This window comes from Pseudidiomarina taiwanensis (genome assembly GCF_003987435.1).
In the GTDB taxonomy this organism is placed as follows: domain Bacteria; phylum Pseudomonadota; class Gammaproteobacteria; order Enterobacterales; family Alteromonadaceae; genus Pseudidiomarina; species Pseudidiomarina taiwanensis.
The window spans coordinates 44,202-61,473 of sequence record NZ_PIQG01000005.1 but is presented as its reverse complement, the minus strand read 5'-3'; the positions used below and the strand labels follow the sequence as shown (position 1 = coordinate 61,473).

Here is a 17,272-nt window from a genome sequence, read left to right as displayed (position 1 = left end):
GCTCGATCTCCTCGTTTAAACGCGCGCTAACATCAATTCGAAACGCGCACCAACACGCTCAGATAGATCAGCAAGATCACCAACCCAATCGAATATTTGATACATGAAGACCACATCAAGCGGTGGGAGCTCTTTTTCTAGCTCGCGCAACTCACGCCGAATGGCGATTTGCATTTCATCGGTATCGGCTTCGATTGCATCTAGTTCAGCAATCATTCGATCGACGACCTCACGCTCGCGACCACGGAAACCCGCTTCGAGCAAATCGTCAAATTCACCGATGGTTTCTTTCGCTTTATCCGTCGCATCTAAGCAGCGGCTAAGGTAGGTGTCGAATGCTTCGACCAAGGACTCAGGAATCACCATGCGGCGACCCGTCACCAAGCCAGCGATATCTTTTGCCTTGTTGGCAATGCGATCCTGTTGCGATACAAGTTCGAGTAAATCTGTGCGCTCTACCGGCATAAATAAGCCGCCTGGCAAGTTCAAACGAATATCACGTTTGAGTGCGTCAGCGGCCTGTTCTTTTTTAACGATTTCAGTGCGGATGTCTCTTGCTGTCTCCCAATCACCAGCATATACGGCTTGGAAAAAGGGTTTAAGCGTCATTGCACAATCATGGACTTGCTCAATGTGCTCAATCATCGGTTTAATCGGTGATTTCGCAAACATTCCGAGAAAAGAGTTAGCAGACATAAAAGTTCGCCTTTGTTGCTGCAGTTAAAAAGTCGGGGGCTATTTTAATCAAAACTCCCCTCAATGTAAGTCATTGTTGTCGTTTTATCGACTTTTTGAACGACAAAGCCAGCCCGAGGGCTGGCTTTACTGTTATCGCAGGCTTACATTAGCCCTGCTTAACCGGTTCGTTGGCATCAATCACCGCGCCTGGCATATCATCTTTCTCAGCCAAGGCTTCCCACTTACGCGTCTTCAGCGCAATCAAGAAAACGACGACTCCAACCGCTAGACCAAAATAGGTGATCTGCAAGAACAGGTCCGCCATCACTGCAGGATTATCTGGGTTCATATTACCCGCCAATAGACCTGCCACGACGTTACCAATCGAGTAGGTCAAGACGAACACACCCATCATCTGACCCGCCATCCGTTTCGGTGACAGTTTAGATACCGCACTCAACGCAACCGGGCTCAAGCAGAGCTCGCCAACAGTGTGCAGGAAGTAAACCGTTACCAACCAGTATGGGGCAACTTTCAATCCACTTGCTGCGGCTTGTGCAGCGAAAAACATGACGATAAATCCAGTTGCCATAATCACTAGACCCAGTGCCGTTTTGAAACCATAGCTTGGGTTGATCATACGCTTACTGAGATTAATCCAAAGCGCCGCGAAGAAAGGTGACAAGGTGATCAAGAAAATCGAGTTCAAGCTCTGGAACCAAGTGGTTGGGATCTCAAAGCTACCAATCATACGGTCAGTCAAGTCGCGGGCGAACAGGTTAAACGATGAACCTGCTTGCTCAAAGCCAGCCCAAAAACAGGTCGATGCCACGCATATTAAGAACAAGGCACCAAGGCGCTTCATCTCATCACGGGAGAGCTTGGCGAACAAGAAAATACCAATGTAATACGCAAAGAACACAATGGTAATACTAATCGCAACATACTTGGCAATGGCGACCGGGTCGATCACGAGTGCGCCCGTCAATGCTGAATAGGTTACGATTACTAAACCGAGCAAGAACGCAGCGATAACCGTCCAACTGACTTTTGCGCCGCCAGCTGAGAGCGGTTTAGGTGGTTTGGCACCCACACCACGCAACTTAGGTTGGGTCATCTTGTACTGCACCAAGCCCAGGAACATCCCGACCGCAGCAGCACCAAAGCCCCAATGCCAGCCAACGCTAGTTTGTAGGTAACCCGTTACAAAGTAACCAATGATGGCACCGATGTTGATGCCCATGTAGTAAAGGGTGTAACCACTATCACGGCGACTGTCTTTGCTATCGTATAGATCGCCAACCATGGCACTGATATTCGGCTTCAATAAGCCAGTACCCAAAACCACTAAAATCATACCAATGTAAAAACTGGCAACGCTTGGAATAGCGAGGACAATATGTCCCGACATAATAATAATACCGCCATACCAAGTGGCTTTTTGCGCACCGACCAAACGGTCAGCAATCCAACCACCGGGTAGGCCCATAAAATAAACGGCACCAGTGTAAAGACCGTAGATAGCGGTTGCCGCGGCAACAGTGATCGCTAAACCACCTTCTTGTAATGATGCGGTCATAAACAAGACCAGTAGTGCACGCATGCCGTAGTAGCTCATCCGCTCCCACATTTCTGTGAAGAACAGTGTTTGCAAACCAGCTGGATGCCCAAAGAAACTCGTATCTTTCTGTTGTGATGAAGTCGATTGATTCATTCTTATTATTCACTCTAGATGTGTAAAACCCTGTTACCATACCTCAAAACCACGCCAATAAAAAAGCCAGACAGCGAAATCTGTCTGGCTTTTTTGCATACTGGGCTGATTTTAGAAGCTATACACCAAGGTGACTGCGGTTTGAGTATCTAACTTCTCTTTGCTTGAATCCTCTAAAAACGAGTTATGGTTACCCGAAATCGAGAACTTCAACGCCAACGAGCTGTTGATATTGGCTGAAATCGAGACCTCTGCACGAGTCTTGGTATTGTCTTTACCTTTCTCAGATGAAGCGAGCGCGTTAAGTTTCGCTGATTCACTGATTTCCCACACCAAGTTGCCGGCAACACGAATAATACCGCTGCTCTCTTCGGGTTGGACAATTCCGCCAATAATTGGACGATCAAAGGCGTAACCCGGACCAATCTCATAATCTGCATAGAGGCTCTCGCTGTAGCGATAACGCGCTCCATAACCAATCGCTAGAGTTCCTTGGTAGTCGTAACCACTGAATTCATCTTCTTCATATGAGGTAAATACGAAGATAGACGATTTAGACTCAGGCGAAAACTTGTAGTTGGCTTGGCCAGATAAAAAGAAGCGGTCGCCAGTTACACGGTCTTCACCGGTCGCTTGGTCTTCTTGCTTTGAACGGAAGTAATCCACCACCCCTTTTAAGCGCCAGTTCTCGTAATCACGCGAAGCATTGAGCTTAGTTTTAAAGGTCTCAGTCTCAGTGTTCCCTGAAGTAAAGAGCAGACCAAGTTCAGCACTGGCATCCCACTCATGCTTTTCTGTGGTGCTTAAGTCATCCGCATCGTCATACATAAAAATTGACGCTGCCGCGTGTGCAGGAGCGAATAGACTACAGCTTACGAGCGCTGCAATAACAGCTGGTTTGAACTTGGTCACGGTCATCTCTCTTTAATTTCAGTTATTTTACTTTGGCGTCGAGTTCGCCACTCTCATAGCGCTTGAACATCTGCTCGAGCGAGATTGGCTTGATTTTACTTGCTTGGCCAGCACAACCAAAGGCTTCATAACGCGCCTTACAAATCTCGTACATGGCATCGGTCGATGCTTTCAAATACTTACGCGGGTCGAAGTTGCTGGTGTTTTGCGCCAAGTGACGACGAATCGCACCCGTTGAAGCTAAGCGCAGGTCGGTATCGATATTGACCTTACGCACACCATACTTAATTCCTTCAGCGATTTGCTCAACCGGCACACCGTAAGTTTCCGGAATCTCACCGCCGAACTCGTTAATCACTTTCAGCCACTCTTGTGGAACTGACGACGAGCCATGCATTACCAAGTGCGTGGTTGGAATGCGCTGGTGAATTTCTTTGATGCGGTCGATCGCCAGAATATCGCCTGTTGGCGGACGCGAGAATTTGTAGGCGCCATGCGAGGTACCACAAGCGATCGCTAAGGCATCAACATTGGTCGCCGCAACAAATTGTGCCGCTTCCTCTGGATCAGTTAACAACTGATCGTGCGTCAATTTACCTTCAGCACCAATGCCATCTTCTTCTCCAGCTTCGCCGGTCTCGAGTGAGCCCAAGCAACCGAGCTCGCCCTCTACTGAAACACCACATGCGTGCGCCATCGCAACCGCTTGCTGAGTCACTCGCACGTTGTAATCGTAATCAGCTGGGGTTTTGCCGTCTTCGTGTAATGAACCATCCATCATCACCGAGCTAAAGCCTAATTGAATAGAGCGCTGACAAACCGCTGGTGAAGTACCATGGTCTTGATGCATTACCACTGGGATATGCGGCCATTCTTCAATGGCAGCTAAAATCAAATGGCGTAAAAATGGAGCACCGGCATAACTGCGCGCTCCTGCTGAAGCCTGAACGATAACTGGGCTATCCGTTGCATCTGCCGCTTCCATAATAGCGCGCATTTGCTCAAGGTTGTTCACGTTAAATGCCGGCACGCCGTAGCCATGCTCAGCTGCGTGATCGAGTAATTGGCGTAATGAAATTAAAGCCATAAAAATCTCCTGATTATCCTAATCTGACGGCCTTAGCCGTTTAATGCGCGTTCTTCCAGAATCGCTACAGCGGGAAGTTTTTTGCCTTCTAAAAACTCAAGGAAAGCTCCACCGCCGGTAGAAATATAACTGATTTTATCAGCGATATCGTACTTATCAATGGCCGCTAGGGTATCACCACCGCCAGCGATACTAAACGCTGAGCTATTCGCAATCGCCTCTGCTAAGGCTTTCGTCCCAGCGCCAAATTGATCAAATTCAAATACCCCTACCGGGCCATTCCAAACAATGGTTCCAGCAGTTGCCAAAATCTTAGCAAATTTCGCGGCTGTTTCTGGTCCAATATCAAATACCATATCATCCGCTGCAATCGCCTCGACAGACTTGGTTGTCGCGGCTGCTGATTCACTGAACTCTACCCCTGTCACCACATCTGAGGGTAACGGAATATCGCCACCTTTAGCTTGGGCCGCTGCGACCAGCCGCTGCGCTTCAGGAACTAAATCAGCTTCGTAAAGAGATTTACCCACATCGTGACCTGCCGCCGCAATAAAGGTGTTGGCAATACCACCGCCAACGATAAGTTGGTCAACCACATTTGAGAGGGAGTCCAACACCGTCAGCTTGGTCGACACTTTCGAGCCACCAACAATAGCCACCAATGGCCGCGCTGGGTTTTCTAGCGCTTTACCCAGCGCATCTAGTTCGGCGGCAAGCAATGGGCCGGCGCATGCAACATCGGCATATTTCGCCACCCCATGGGTCGATGCTTGGGCACGATGGGCGGTGCCAAAGGCATCCATAACAAAAACATCGCACAAACTGGCGAGTTGTTGTGCTAAGCCATCATCGTTGCTCTTTTCGCCTTTGTTGAAACGAACATTCTCGAACACTACAACAGCGTCATCGGCAAGTTCGACACCATTCAAATAATCACGTTCTAAGCGAACTGGCACAGGAAGATTTTCATTCAACCAGTCCACCACCGGTTGCAACGAGAACTCCTCGGCATAGACCCCTTCTTCTGGGCGGCCCAGGTGAGACATCACCATAACTTTCGCGCCTTCAGCGAGCGCTGCTTGAATGGTCGGTAAGGCTGCTCTGAGGCGCGCATCCGATTGCACTTTGCCGTCTTTCACCGGGACATTAAGGTCTTCACGAATCAACACGCGCAGTCCTGCAAGATCCAAGTCGGCCATAGTAATTACAGACATGGTTGTATCCTTATTTAAATCCAATCAAGCCAATTCAAAACGTGTCATAACGGTTGCGGTATCCAACATTCGGTTGGCAAAGCCCCATTCGTTATCACACCAACATAATACTTTAATCAGACGCTTATCAGCGACTCGGGTTTGGGTGCCATCGACAATACTCGAGCGCGAGTCATGGTTGAAATCAATCGACACCAAAGGTTCATCAACAAAGCCCAAGACTTTGGCCAGTGGCCCACGCGCGGCTTCAGCGAGAACCTGATTCACGTCCGCAATTGAGACTTCTCGTTCAACCGTGACACTTAAATCCATGGCGGTCACATTGGTCGTTGGAACCCGCACTTGAATCGCTTCAAAGCGACCTGCAAATTTAGGCAAAATCCGCTCAATCCCCGCTGCGAGTCGGGTATCAACCGGAATAATCGAACGTCCCGCTGCACGCGCCAAACGCAGATCAGGATGATAAGCATCGATCACTTGTTGATCATGCATCGCCGCATGAATCGTCGTGATCGCACCACTATCTATCGCAAACGCTTGATCGAGGACCGCTATCACCGGGACGATGCAGTTCGTCGTACACGAGCCATTTGACACCACCCGATGCGCTGCAGTCAGTTGCTCATCATTAACCCCGTAAATCGCGGTAAAATCGACATCCGGTTTTCCCGGATGGGAGAACAAGACGCGTGGTACACCGAGTTGCTGATAGGCTTGACCAGCTGCTGCATCACCAAATACACCCGTGCAATCAAGCACTATATCGAGTGCTAACCCGCGCCACGGTAACTCAGCAATGGTTTGCGCAGCAGACACTTGAATCTGATCTTGGCCCACCTGCAAGCGATCACTGTGGGCAACCACGGGCTGCTCAAACCGTGCGTGGGAACTGTCATACTTTAATAAATGCGCCATACTGGCGACCGGCGCCAGCTCATTAATCGCGACGATTTCAAACTGATCGGCATAACCGCGCTCATAGAAAGCTCGCAGGACACTGCGACCAATCCGGCCAAATCCATTTATGCCAATTCTAGCGCGGCGTTGGGGACTCATCCGTGCAGTAACTCCTGTGCTTGACGAACCACATTCTCAACCGTAAAGCCAAAGTGCTTAAACAGATCGCCAGCCGGGGCTGATTCGCCAAAGCTCTGCATTCCGATAATTTTGCCGGATAGACCAACATACTTATACCAGTAGTCGGCAATACCTGCTTCAACTGCGATTCGCTTGGTAACAGTTGGGGGCAAGACAGTGTCGCGATAAGACTGAGGTTGTGCATCGAAGGTATCTGTCGATGGCATAGAAACGACCCGTACAGCAACGCCCATCGCTTCAATTTGGGGTGCGGCTTGCATCGCTAAATCAACTTCAGAGCCAGTTGCAATCAGAATCAGCTCCGGCTGGTGAGCCGGACTATCGAATAAGACATAGCCACCGCGCTCAATATTCGCGAGTTGGTCTGCGCTGCGCTCCTGTTGCGGTAGATTCTGACGGCTAAAAATAAGTGAGCTTGGGCCGTGTTTACGCTGCAACGCGAGCTTCCAAGCAACCGCCGATTCAACTTGATCCGCAGGTCTCCAAGTACTCATATTTGGCGTCATGCGCAAGCTTGCAATTTGCTCTACCGGCTGATGCGTTGGGCCATCTTCACCCAAACCAATCGAGTCATGGGTGTAGACAAAAATGCTACGTTGTTGCATCAGTGCGGCCATCCGCACGGCATTGCGAGCATACTCCATAAACATCAAAAAGGTTGCGCCATAAGGAACAAAGCCACCGTGCAAGGCAATACCATTCATAATCGCCGACATGCCAAACTCACGCACTCCGTAGAAGATATAATTCCCGGCTGCGGCATCCTTGCTGACACCTTTTGAGCCGCTCCAAAGGGTGAGGTTTGAGCCCGCAAGGTCCGCAGATCCTCCGAGTAACTCGGGTAACAACGGACCATAGGCATTCAATGCATTTTGTGAAGCTTTGCGACTCGCAATGCTCGCTGGGTTTGCTTGTAATTGCTCAATATACGCTTGCGCTTGTTGCTCGAAACTTTCTGGCAGCTCGCCACTTAAACGGCGCATGAGTTCATCCGCAAGCTCTGGATGAGCGCTGCGGTAGGCGCTAAAACGTTGCTGCCAATCGTCTTCAGCTGCGCGTCCGGCATCCACTGCTGACCATTGTTCATAGACATCAGCTGGAATCTCAAATGGCCCATATTCCCAGCCAAGTTGCGCCCGTGCAGCGGCGATTTCATCCGCACCAAGCGGTGCTCCATGACAGCTTTCAGTGCCTTGTTTATTTGGCGCACCAAAGCCGATAATGGTTTTACAAATAATCAAGGTTGGCTTATCCGTCACTGCCCGAGCAGTTTCGATCGCTTGTTGAATCGCTGCTGCATCATGACCATCAACCGCTTCGATGACATGCCAGTCATAAGCGCGGAAGCGTGCCGCAGTGTCATCGGTAAACCAACCTTCGACTTCACCATCAATCGAAATGCCATTGTCGTCATAAAACGCAATCAACTTACCCAGACCAAGCGTCCCGGCGAGTGAGCAGGCTTCATGCGAAATCCCTTCCATGAGACAGCCATCGCCTAAAAAGCAATAGGTATAATGGTCAATGATTTCATGCCCGCTGCGATTAAACTGAGCCGCTAGAACCTTCTCGGCTAGCGCCATACCCACAGCATTGGTGATCCCCTGACCGAGTGGTCCAGTGGTTGTTTCAACTCCTGGTGCATAACCGAACTCAGGGTGTCCTGGAGTTTTAGAATGCAACTGTCGGAACGCTTTAAGATCATCGATACTGAGGTCGTATCCGCTCAAGTGCAATAATGAATAAATCAGCATTGAACCATGACCATTCGATAACACGAAGCGGTCGCGGTCGGCCCAGGTAGGATTGCGAGGGTTATGCTTGAGATAGTCGCGCCAAAGCACTTCGGCAATATCTGCCATGCCCATAGGCGCCCCGGGATGTCCCGAGTTCGCTTGTTGCACCGCATCCATGCTTAACGCACGAATAGCATTGGCAAGATGTTTACGATCCGAATGTGTTGCTGTCATAACAAAACCCCGAAATGGAACTGAGAAGGTGCAGAAGTTGCATAATTAAAGCGCGTATTGTCCACATTTCGGGGTCTTGAAGCAAATTAGATATCGCTTAACAAAGCCTCAACTTTGTCTGTTTGCTCCCATGGGAACGAGTCGCGACCAAAGTGACCATAAGCTGCCGTCTGTTGATAAATCGGGCGTTCTAGGTCAAGCATCTTGATCAAACCGTAGGGGCGCAGATCAAAGTGCTTACGAATCAGCGCGATCAATTGTTCTTCAGAATATTTCGAAGTCCCAAAGGTTTCTAAGCTGATCGAAGTCGGCTCAGCGACACCGATCGCATACGAAATTTGAATTTCACAACGCTCTGCAAGGCCCGCAGCAACGATGTTCTTTGCAACATAACGCGCTGCGTAAGCGGCACTGCGGTCTACTTTTGATGGATCTTTCCCCGAGAAAGCTCCGCCACCATGACGGGCCATCCCGCCATAGGTATCAACGATAATTTTTCGCCCAGTAAGTCCACAATCACCCATAGGTCCGCCAATGACAAACTTACCGGTCGGATTAATGAAAATGCGGTCCTTTGCAGTTGGCATCCACTCAGCCGGCAATACTGGCTTAATGATGTGCTCAAGCACAGCCTCGTGCAGATCCTTTTGGCTCACTGCTTCGCTGTGTTGAGTCGACAAGACAACTGCATCGATTCCTACGGGGCGACCATCTTCATACACGAACGTTAACTGACTTTTCGCATCAGGACGTAACCAAGGCAAGATACCTTCCTTTCTTACTTTCGCTTGCTGCTCAACTAAGCGGTGCGCATAGGTAATGGGTGCTGGCATTAAAACGTCGGTTTCGTTCGAGGCGTAGCCAAACATCAAACCTTGGTCTCCAGCTCCCTGAACTTCAGGCAGGCCACGGTCGACCCCTTGATTAATGTCAGGGGATTGCTTGCCGATCGCGTTAAGCACGGCACATGAATCGCCATCAAAGCCCATATCCGAGCTGGTATAGCCGATATCGTTCACTACTTTTCGCGTCAATTCTTCAATATCAACCCAAGCTGAGGTCGAAATTTCACCCCCAACCAGCACCATACCGGTCTTGACGAAAGTCTCACAAGCTACCCGCGCATGTTTGTCTTGCGCTAAAATCGCATCAAGGACTGCATCAGAAATTTGGTCTGCAATTTTATCTGGGTGTCCCTCTGAAACCGACTCAGAGGTGAAAAGATGACGTGCCATATCGTCCTACCTATATCGAATTTGCGATCAATCAAAAAAAGTGGGCGTAGTTTATACAAAACTCGCCCACCTTTCCAGTTTTAGACGTCTAAAAGTCTTTACAGCTGTATTGGCTTAATTTTAATTTACTGCCAAAGTTGCCATATCGATCACAAATCGATACTTCACATCACTCTGTAGCATCCGCTCGAATGCATCGTTGATTTCATCCATGGCAATCAACTCAATATCTGCAGTGATATTGTGTTGAGCACAGAAATCGAGCATTTCTTGAGTCTCAGCGATGCCGCCAATCAATGAACCGGCAAGACTACGACGCTTAAAAATGAAGTTACCAATGTTTGGGGTTGGATGTGGCTCAGACGGTAAGCCGACCAAGGTCATGGTTCCATTGAGGCGTAGTAAAGTCATGTAATCATCCAGTTGATGCGGAGCAGCAACCGTATTGATAATGAAATCAAGTGAGTTGTTACAAGCTTTCATTTGCTCAGGATCAGAAGAAATGACAACCTGATCTGCGCCCAAACGTTTGGCATCTTCAACCTTGCTCGGTGAATGGGTAAACAAAGTCACTTCTGCTCCCATTGCTTTAGCAATTTTCACCGCCATGTGACCTAGCCCACCGAGTCCTACGACTCCCACTTTATGGCCCGGGCCAACGCCCCAATGGCGCAAGGGTGAATAGGTGGTGATACCCGCACACAAGAGCGGAGCTACCCCTGCTAAGTCTTGATCTTGGGCGACTTTCAAGACGAAATCTTGCGTGACGACGATACGATTTGAATAGCCACCAAAAGTGACGCCGCCGGAGTGTTTGTCGGCACCGTTATAGGTTCCGACAAAACCGTTTTCACAGTACTGTTCATGCCCTTCCGAGCAACTATGACAGGTACGACACGAATCAACCATGCAGCCGACACCAACATGGTCACCGACTTTAAACTTACTGACCTTGCTGCCAACAGCTGTTACCCGACCTACAATTTCGTGGCCTGGCACACACGGGAATACAGTACCACCCCACTCGTTGCGCGCCTGGTGTAAGTCAGAATGACAGACACCGCAATAGAGAATTTCAATTTCAACATCATCAGCGGTTGGCTCACGACGCTCAAATTCAAAGTACTCGAGTTCTTGATCCGCCGCTTTCGCAGCGTAACCTACAGCTTTACTCATTGTGCTTCTCCTTGTGGATATAAAATGGCCTGATTCACAGTTTGTGTCAGGGGGTGATAGCCTGTTTTCGCCTGTTCATATACGGCTCTTGCCCAACTCAGATCAGCTGGGTTCTTCGCCAATTCGCGATAGAGGGGCGCAACCAGCTTATTCCGACCAATCGTCAACAAGTAATCGCGCAAGCGTTCCCGGGCAGGCTGATACTTCTTAATAATCGAGAGTTTTAACCAAGCATGCGCAATTTCATTATTGTTGCTTTGGGTTAAACCAAACTCTCGGTCGAGCCGAGCCATATTGACCGCTGAGATATCCAGCGGCAAGTTATTGATAAAATGCAACCATTCATGGGTCGTCCAATCTGCGGTGCGCAGTTGTCCACCTTTTAACCAAATTTGCATCTGCCGCTCGACTTGTTCAAACGCATCTGAGCTTGGTTGCGGCGCGTCAGTAGGCAAGCCTGGTTGATATAACCACTCATCCAATTTTGCCACACTGACCTTACCTGGATTCGGCTCAAGTAAGTGTTCAATTAGATACGCTCGAATTTGCGCTGTGGTAATACTCTTGAACGCCCAATCAGCGAAATACTGCTTTAAAAATTGATCAAATAACTGGCGTCCAAACTGTTGTTCAAGATAAACCAAAAACAACTGGCCTTTCACATAAGGCACTTGCGAAAACACCTCATCAGGATGCCGCAAGCCAATATCGATGTGCATAATGGTATCAGCAGGGTCCAGACTCTCGAGGTCTGCCAGTAAATCCTGATATCCCAGCGCCAGTTCCATTTGTGCTCGCTCGACCCCAAACAACTCCTCCATAATGCGGTTTTCAACATAACTGGTGAACCCTTCATTAATCCACAGGTCGCGCCAGGTCGCATTGGTCACTAAGTTGCCAGACCAAGAATGAGCAAGTTCATGTGCGATCAGGTTGACCAGCGAACGGTCTTTCGCAATAACCGTTGGCGTGATAAAGCTCAAACGGGGGTTTTCCATGCCGCCAAACGGAAAGCTTGGTGGCAGAATTAACAAGTCGTAGCGATCCCAGCGGTATGGTCCATACATGGCCTCGGTCGTTTCGATCATCGCCGGAGTATCAGCAAACTCCCAGGCTGCGTCAGCTAAGATGTAAGCTTCGGCAAATACCGCAACGTTAGCGCTGATACTTTTCACCTCAAGATCACCGGCGGCAATCGCAATAAGATAAGGTGGGATCGGTTGCGGCATCGAAAATTCATAACTCCCGCTGGGCTCAGGCTCGAGACTATTATCCGCGCTCATTACCACCCGCAAACCCGGTTTAGTTCGGACCTTAGCATTATAGGTCAGCCGTAAAGCAGGAGTGTCTTGAATTGGAATCCAGCTACGCGCATGAATAGGCTGCGATTGGCTAAACATAAAGGGGTGCTGCTTGCCCGCAGTCTGCGCTGGACTCAACCACTGCAGACCACTTGCAGTTGGCGCACTAGCATAGTGAATCCGCACCTCCGTTGCCTCAGTGCCAACCTCGATAGTAAGCTTGGAGCCAAGGCTTGGATGCGCTTCGGCAAGGGTGAAGGTTGTCGCTTGCCACTTTCCTGCAACCTTTATTTCAGCCGCCGTGACCGTGAGCTCACTCGTATCGAGGGTCAGTGCAGTTGCGGCTTGATGTCGCTGCAGGCGGTACTCAGCTGTCCCCCGTACCTGCTTTTGCTCAAAGTCGACAACTAAGTCGAGTTCCAGGTGGGGCGTACTGATGCGCTCTAATTGCGCATAACTATGCTGGTCTTGCGCCGTTGCAGTAGCGCTCCAAAGCAATACCAGCAGGACGCTTAAAAAACGTTTCATCGTGGCTTTTCCTTCTAATCATCTGATACCCCATGATCACGGCCGAAGGCGTTCAGGTCAAATGCTTTTGTGCAACGCATGGGGTCTGCTAAACTGCAAGCTCTATCGAACTTGGAGTATGAGTGGCAATCCATGCGGATCCCTAGAATCTATCACCCAACCAGCAGCTTAAGTATTGGGCAGACCGTTGAATTGAGCGCCGAGGCGGCCAACCATGTTGGTCGAGTATTGCGTATGCAAGTTGACCAAGCGCTCGAGTTGTTCTGCGGCGATGGACACAATTATCCCGCGGTCATCATGCAAGCCGACAAGCGCAAGGTGGTGGTTCAAATCAAAGCGCAACGCTCAAATCCAAGTGAATCGAATGTTAAAATCCATCTTGGTCAAGCTATCTCTCGGGGCGACCGAATGGATTTCGTATTACAGAAATCGGTCGAATTAGGGGTGACCGAAATCACTCCGCTATTCACCGAACGCTGTGGGGTAAAGTTAAGCGGTGAGCGTCTTCTCAAAAAAACTGAACAGTGGCAAAAAATAGTCATCAGTGCCTGTGAACAATCTGGACGCAGTCACGTTCCTGTGGTTCACCCAGCACTCAGCCTTGAGCATTGGCTACAGAAATTACCGCAGGCCCTGCGCCTGACCCTCGACCCAGGTGCAGCAACGCCATTGGCTCAACAACAAGTAACTGCAGAGCAAATCCAACTAGTGATTGGTCCTGAGGGCGGCTTTAGTGAGCCTGAGGTTACCTTAACAACAACCTATAACTTTCACCCCATTCGACTCGGACCAAGGGTTCTGAGAACAGAAACAGCCGCGCTTGCAGCGCTAACCGTACTACAATATCAATTTGGCGATTTAAGCTGAGGTATACGATGAAAATAGCCATGATCATGGATCCAATTGCAACAGTTAAACCCCATAAAGACACGAGTTTTCGACTGTTGCTTGAAGCACAAGCTCGCGGGCATCAATGCTACTACCTCGAAATGGCTGATTTATCGATCCGAGATGGCATTCCCTATGGTCGTGCACGAGCTGTCACTGTGCGTGACCAAGCCATGGATTTCTATACTCTCGGGGAAGCTGAAGATTTCAAACTAAGCGATTTTGCCGCTATTTTTATGCGTAAAGATCCTCCATTTGACACAGAATATGTCTACGCGACCTATATGCTCGAGTTGGCCGAGCAAGCTGGCACGGTGGTTATCAATCGCCCTCAGAGTTTGCGCGATTGTAATGAAAAGCTCTTCACCGCATGGTTCCCACAATGGACCCCAGCAACGCTGGTGAGCCGCGATAAAACTGCAATCAAAGCATTTCATACAGAGCACCGTGATGTGATTCTAAAACCACTCGATGGGATGGGTGGGGCCTCCATTTTCCGGGTTGACGAAGCCGCCCAAAACCTTTCGGTCATTATCGAGACACTGACTGAGCATGGTCAACGCTACTGCATGGTGCAGCGTTACATCCCTGAAATAACCGCAGGTGATAAGCGCATCTTGATTATTGATGGTGAACCGATGCCCTATAGCTTGGCTCGGATCCCGGCCGGCGGAGAAACGCGCGGTAATTTAGCAGCCGGTGGCAGTGGTCGCCCGCAACCGCTAAGTGATTCAGACTGGGCGATTGCTAACGCTATTGGCCCCGAGTTAAAACGTCGTGGCCTAGTCATTGTTGGACTCGATGTTATTGGCGATCGGGTCACTGAAATTAATGTCACCAGCCCAACCTGTATGCGTGAAATCGAAGACGAGTTCGGCTTAAATATTGCCGAGAAGGTATTTACCGCGGTTGAACAAAAAGTAGCGGAACGAAACGCCTCATGAGCAAAATGGAAAGTTTGCAAAATCATTTCATTATCGCCATGCCGAACTTGGAAGATCCATTCTTTCAGCGCTCGGTCACATATATCTGCGAGCATAATGATGAGGGTGCGATGGGTGTGGTCATTAATCACCCGATTGATGTACAAGTTGCTGACTTATTGCAGCAACTTGAAATTAAAATTGCCAGTCATGATACCCCTGCCTTGCAACAACATGTCTATGCAGGTGGCCCGTTAGCACGTGACCGCGGATTTGTCCTCCATCGGCCGAGCGAAAAGACTTGGCGCAGCTCACTGCAAATTAGTCCAGAAGTGGTGATTACCACATCGACTGATGTTCTTGAGGACATCGCAGCAGGAGACTTCGAGCAAGATTATCTTATTACTCTCGGTTATGCCGGTTGGGAAGCCGGTCAACTAGAACAGGAGCTTGCCGATAATAGTTGGCTGACCTGCGCTGCCGATGCGGAGGTGCTGTTCAACACAACCGCGGCTGAACGTTGGCAAAAAGCCGCAGCAATGTTGGGGATTGATGTATGGCAACTCGCTCCCGGGGCCGGGCATGCATAACGGGAAACAGTCATGAGCACCTTACTCGGATTCGACTTTGGCACGCATAGTATTGGTGTTGCAGTGGGTCAAACCATCACCCGCAGTGCGCGTGCCCTCGCTGCTCTCAGAGCCAAAGAAGGGCAACCCGATTGGCACTTAGTTGAACGGCTCATCAAAGAGTGGCAGCCCGAGCGTTTGGTGGTCGGCCTGCCGCTCAACATGGATGGCACTGAACAAGAGCTCACAACGAAAGCTCGTAAATTTGCCCAGCGCCTTCATGGTCGCTTCGGTCTCCCGGTGGACTTACAGGATGAACGCCTCACCACGGTTGCTGCGAAGGAGGAATTATTCTCCAGCGGCGGCTATCGAAATCTCAGCAAAGGCAATATCGATAGCGCGGCGGCTCAACTCATCCTCGAAGATTACCTGCAAAGCTCAAGCTAGAGATTTTCCTCGGCGTACTCTGCCAGACTGCTACGGACCACACCGTTCAGATTGACCGTCGCACTGCCTGGGTAATCTTTGAAGCGCTCCACAATATAGGTTAAACCTGACGTCACTGCGGTCAGGTAATAGCTGTCAATCTGAGCGAGGTTACCGGTACAAATAATTTTCGTTCCAGTGCCACATCGAGTGATGATTGTCTTTAATTGCGAAGCCGTTAGGTTTTGTGACTCATCCAAAATCACAAACGCATTTTGAATACTACGTCCGCGCATAAAGTTTAATGATTTCAACTGAATATTGGCTTTCTTCATGATGTATTCCATGCTTGATTCCATGCTTTCATCATGCTTGTGCAGGACCTCCAGGCTGTCGGTAATCGCTGCTAACCAAGGAGCCATTTTTTCTTCTTCAGTACCTGGCAAATAACCGATTGATTCAGCAATTTCTGGAGTATTCCGAGTTACAATAATTTTTTCATAGATGCCAAGTTCAACCACTTGTTCGAGCGCCGCCGCTAGCGCTAACAACGTCTTACCACTGCCAGCAGGACCCGTTAAAATCACCAAGTCGATGGCTGGGTCGAGTAAGGCGTTCATCGCCATCGCTTGATACATGTTCTTCGGCTGAATTCCCCAAGCGCGAGCGGCCATCATGCGGTCTTGACCGAGGTCTTGGAGCCGCACATAACTGCTATCATAGCCGACAACTTTTGCAGCAAACTGATCACTCTCATCAATCACATATTGATTGCGAAATACCGCCGGCAAAGTATCACGAGCGACTTCATGATAAGTCTCGCGGCCCTCTTGAACACTGGTGACCTCGCCTACGCCAGACCAAAAATCACCTTCAAGTTCAATGAAACCTTTGGATAAAAAGCGAATATCATCAATCAGTTGGTCAGTACGGTAATCCTCGACATACTTCACACCCGCACCTTTCGCTTTGAGACGCATATTGATGTCTTTGGTCACCAACACCACTTTGCTATCGCTATAGCGCGTTTGCAGTGCCAAAGCCGACTGAATAATCCGATGGTCGTTTTCCGATAAGTTGAGTGCGGCTTCGGTCTGCTTTAGCTGGTAGTCAGGAAAGATTGCCAAATGCCCACCTGCATTGTGCTCACCCGTCACATTACTTAGCGGAACACCTGCAACGATTTCTTCAGGAGTTGCGTCTTTTAGCGCATTTTCAAGTGAACGGATCGCCACCCGAGCTTCGCGACTCACATCCTTTTTGCGGTCCTTAATATTATCCAGTTCTTCTAATACGACCATCGGGATGATGACGTTATTTTCTTCAAAATTTAGGAATGCGAGAGGTTCGTGCAATAAGATATTGGTATCGAGGAGGTAATACTTAGGTTGTGTAGCGGTCATGTGTCACCTTTTCACGGGGCTTTTGTCATTATTTTAACGGCAGTTTTGTTTTAACCCTTAGTTCTAGCCTAGCGCAGAATTAGGGAAATTTGTGTGAAGATTGAAATTTTTTTCTGTAACGATTTTCGTTACCATGTGCGCCCTTTCAAA

General features: G+C 49.3%; 15 protein-coding genes. 4 read left to right on the top strand and 11 right to left on the bottom strand.

Translation table 11 applies throughout. The annotated features are described in order from the left end of the window. Positions 1–15 precede the first annotated feature (15 nt). The 10 genes from CWI83_RS09520 to CWI83_RS09475 form a co-directional block, all read right to left on the bottom strand. Entirely contained in the window at positions 16–696 is a 681-nt protein-coding gene (locus CWI83_RS09520; RefSeq protein WP_126828444.1) for a TIGR00153 family protein, read from the bottom strand. Between the two features lie 148 nt (positions 697–844). After that, positions 845–2,392 carry a peptide MFS transporter gene (locus CWI83_RS09515; RefSeq protein WP_126828442.1) on the bottom strand — a complete coding sequence of 516 codons (1,548 nt, stop codon included), beginning with the start codon at positions 2,390–2,392 and terminating at the stop codon, positions 845–847. A gap of 111 nt (positions 2,393–2,503) precedes the next feature. Next, on the bottom strand, positions 2,504–3,304 hold the full coding sequence (locus CWI83_RS09510) for a DUF481 domain-containing protein (protein ID WP_241969920.1): 801 nt from the start codon (positions 3,302–3,304) through the stop codon (positions 2,504–2,506). Positions 3,305–3,326: 22 nt separating this feature from the next. Further along, entirely contained in the window at positions 3,327–4,391 is a 1,065-nt protein-coding gene (gene fba, locus CWI83_RS09505) for a class II fructose-bisphosphate aldolase (protein WP_126828440.1), read from the bottom strand. 32 nt (positions 4,392–4,423) lie between these two features. Then, complete coding sequence (locus CWI83_RS09500; protein WP_126828438.1) at positions 4,424–5,605, bottom strand: phosphoglycerate kinase; 1,182 nt, start codon at positions 5,603–5,605, stop codon at positions 4,424–4,426. Between the two features lie 24 nt (positions 5,606–5,629). Next, positions 5,630–6,661: an erythrose-4-phosphate dehydrogenase gene (epd, locus tag CWI83_RS09495; protein WP_126828436.1), complete on the bottom strand. Its 1,032-nt coding sequence runs from the start codon at positions 6,659–6,661 to the stop codon at positions 5,630–5,632. Further along, positions 6,658–8,673 (bottom strand): transketolase, encoded by a 2,016-nt coding sequence (gene tkt, locus CWI83_RS09490; RefSeq protein WP_126828435.1) that lies wholly within the window; start codon positions 8,671–8,673, stop codon positions 6,658–6,660. The genes epd and tkt overlap by 4 nt, the downstream gene beginning before the upstream one ends. Positions 8,674–8,759: 86 nt before the next feature. Continuing rightward, the gene (gene metK / locus CWI83_RS09485) at positions 8,760–9,908 is read right to left on the bottom strand and encodes a methionine adenosyltransferase (protein ID WP_126828434.1); all 1,149 of its coding nucleotides are present in this window, start codon (positions 9,906–9,908) and stop codon (positions 8,760–8,762) included. A gap of 120 nt (positions 9,909–10,028) precedes the next feature. Then, on the bottom strand, positions 10,029–11,084 hold the full coding sequence (locus tag CWI83_RS09480) for an NAD(P)-dependent alcohol dehydrogenase (protein WP_126828433.1): 1,056 nt from the start codon (positions 11,082–11,084) through the stop codon (positions 10,029–10,031). Beyond that, positions 11,081–12,913 carry a M1 family metallopeptidase gene (locus tag CWI83_RS09475; RefSeq protein ID WP_126828432.1) on the bottom strand — a complete coding sequence of 611 codons (1,833 nt, stop codon included), beginning with the start codon at positions 12,911–12,913 and terminating at the stop codon, positions 11,081–11,083. Before CWI83_RS09475 ends, CWI83_RS09480 begins: the two co-directional genes overlap by 4 nt. A 132-nt stretch (positions 12,914–13,045) precedes the next feature. On the opposite strand from CWI83_RS09475, the gene rsmE reads away from it, so the two are divergent. Genes rsmE through ruvX form a run of 4 tightly spaced genes read left to right on the top strand, consistent with a single transcriptional unit; the run spans position 13,046 to position 15,740 of the window. Further along, positions 13,046–13,780, top strand: coding sequence for a 16S rRNA (uracil(1498)-N(3))-methyltransferase (gene rsmE / locus CWI83_RS09470; RefSeq protein ID WP_126828671.1), 735 nt, complete (start codon positions 13,046–13,048; stop codon positions 13,778–13,780). Between the two features lie 8 nt (positions 13,781–13,788). After that, entirely contained in the window at positions 13,789–14,745 is a 957-nt protein-coding gene (gene gshB, locus CWI83_RS09465; protein ID WP_126828431.1) for a glutathione synthase, read from the top strand. A gap of 5 nt (positions 14,746–14,750) precedes the next feature. Further along, on the top strand, positions 14,751–15,314 hold the full coding sequence (locus CWI83_RS09460) for a YqgE/AlgH family protein (protein ID WP_126828669.1): 564 nt from the start codon (positions 14,751–14,753) through the stop codon (positions 15,312–15,314). Between the two features lie 12 nt (positions 15,315–15,326). Next, on the top strand, positions 15,327–15,740 hold the full coding sequence (gene ruvX / locus CWI83_RS09455) for a Holliday junction resolvase RuvX (RefSeq protein WP_126828430.1): 414 nt from the start codon (positions 15,327–15,329) through the stop codon (positions 15,738–15,740). Here ruvX and CWI83_RS09450 read toward each other — a convergent pair. Next, positions 15,737–17,122, bottom strand: coding sequence for a PhoH family protein (locus CWI83_RS09450; RefSeq protein WP_126828429.1), 1,386 nt, complete (start codon positions 17,120–17,122; stop codon positions 15,737–15,739). The two genes, ruvX and CWI83_RS09450, sit on opposite strands and share 4 nt — an antisense overlap. Between the last annotated feature and the right edge of the window lie 150 nt (positions 17,123–17,272).

Excerpts from the sequence above, each read along its gene's own strand:
- gshB (WP_126828431.1), top strand. The coding sequence starts at position 13,789 with ATGAAAATAGCCATGATCATGGATCCAATTGCAACAGTTAAACCCCAT.
- CWI83_RS09460 (WP_126828669.1), top strand. The coding sequence starts at position 14,751 with ATGGAAAGTTTGCAAAATCATTTCATTATCGCCATGCCGAACTTGGAA.
- CWI83_RS09475 (WP_126828432.1), bottom strand. The coding sequence starts at position 12,913 with ATGAAACGTTTTTTAAGCGTCCTGCTGGTATTGCTTTGGAGCGCTACT.
- CWI83_RS09515 (WP_126828442.1), bottom strand. The coding sequence starts at position 2,392 with ATGAATCAATCGACTTCATCACAACAGAAAGATACGAGTTTCTTTGGG.
- CWI83_RS09520 (WP_126828444.1), bottom strand. The coding sequence starts at position 696 with ATGTCTGCTAACTCTTTTCTCGGAATGTTTGCGAAATCACCGATTAAA.
- metK (WP_126828434.1), bottom strand. The coding sequence starts at position 9,908 with ATGGCACGTCATCTTTTCACCTCTGAGTCGGTTTCAGAGGGACACCCA.
- CWI83_RS09480 (WP_126828433.1), bottom strand. The coding sequence starts at position 11,084 with ATGAGTAAAGCTGTAGGTTACGCTGCGAAAGCGGCGGATCAAGAACTC.
- rsmE (WP_126828671.1), top strand. The coding sequence starts at position 13,046 with ATGCGGATCCCTAGAATCTATCACCCAACCAGCAGCTTAAGTATTGGG.
- fba (WP_126828440.1), bottom strand. The coding sequence starts at position 4,391 with ATGGCTTTAATTTCATTACGCCAATTACTCGATCACGCAGCTGAGCAT.
- CWI83_RS09450 (WP_126828429.1), bottom strand. The coding sequence starts at position 17,122 with ATGACCGCTACACAACCTAAGTATTACCTCCTCGATACCAATATCTTA.
- ruvX (WP_126828430.1), top strand. The coding sequence starts at position 15,327 with ATGAGCACCTTACTCGGATTCGACTTTGGCACGCATAGTATTGGTGTT.
- CWI83_RS09500 (WP_126828438.1), bottom strand. The coding sequence starts at position 5,605 with ATGTCTGTAATTACTATGGCCGACTTGGATCTTGCAGGACTGCGCGTG.
- epd (WP_126828436.1), bottom strand. The coding sequence starts at position 6,661 with ATGAGTCCCCAACGCCGCGCTAGAATTGGCATAAATGGATTTGGCCGG.
- tkt (WP_126828435.1), bottom strand. The coding sequence starts at position 8,673 with ATGACAGCAACACATTCGGATCGTAAACATCTTGCCAATGCTATTCGT.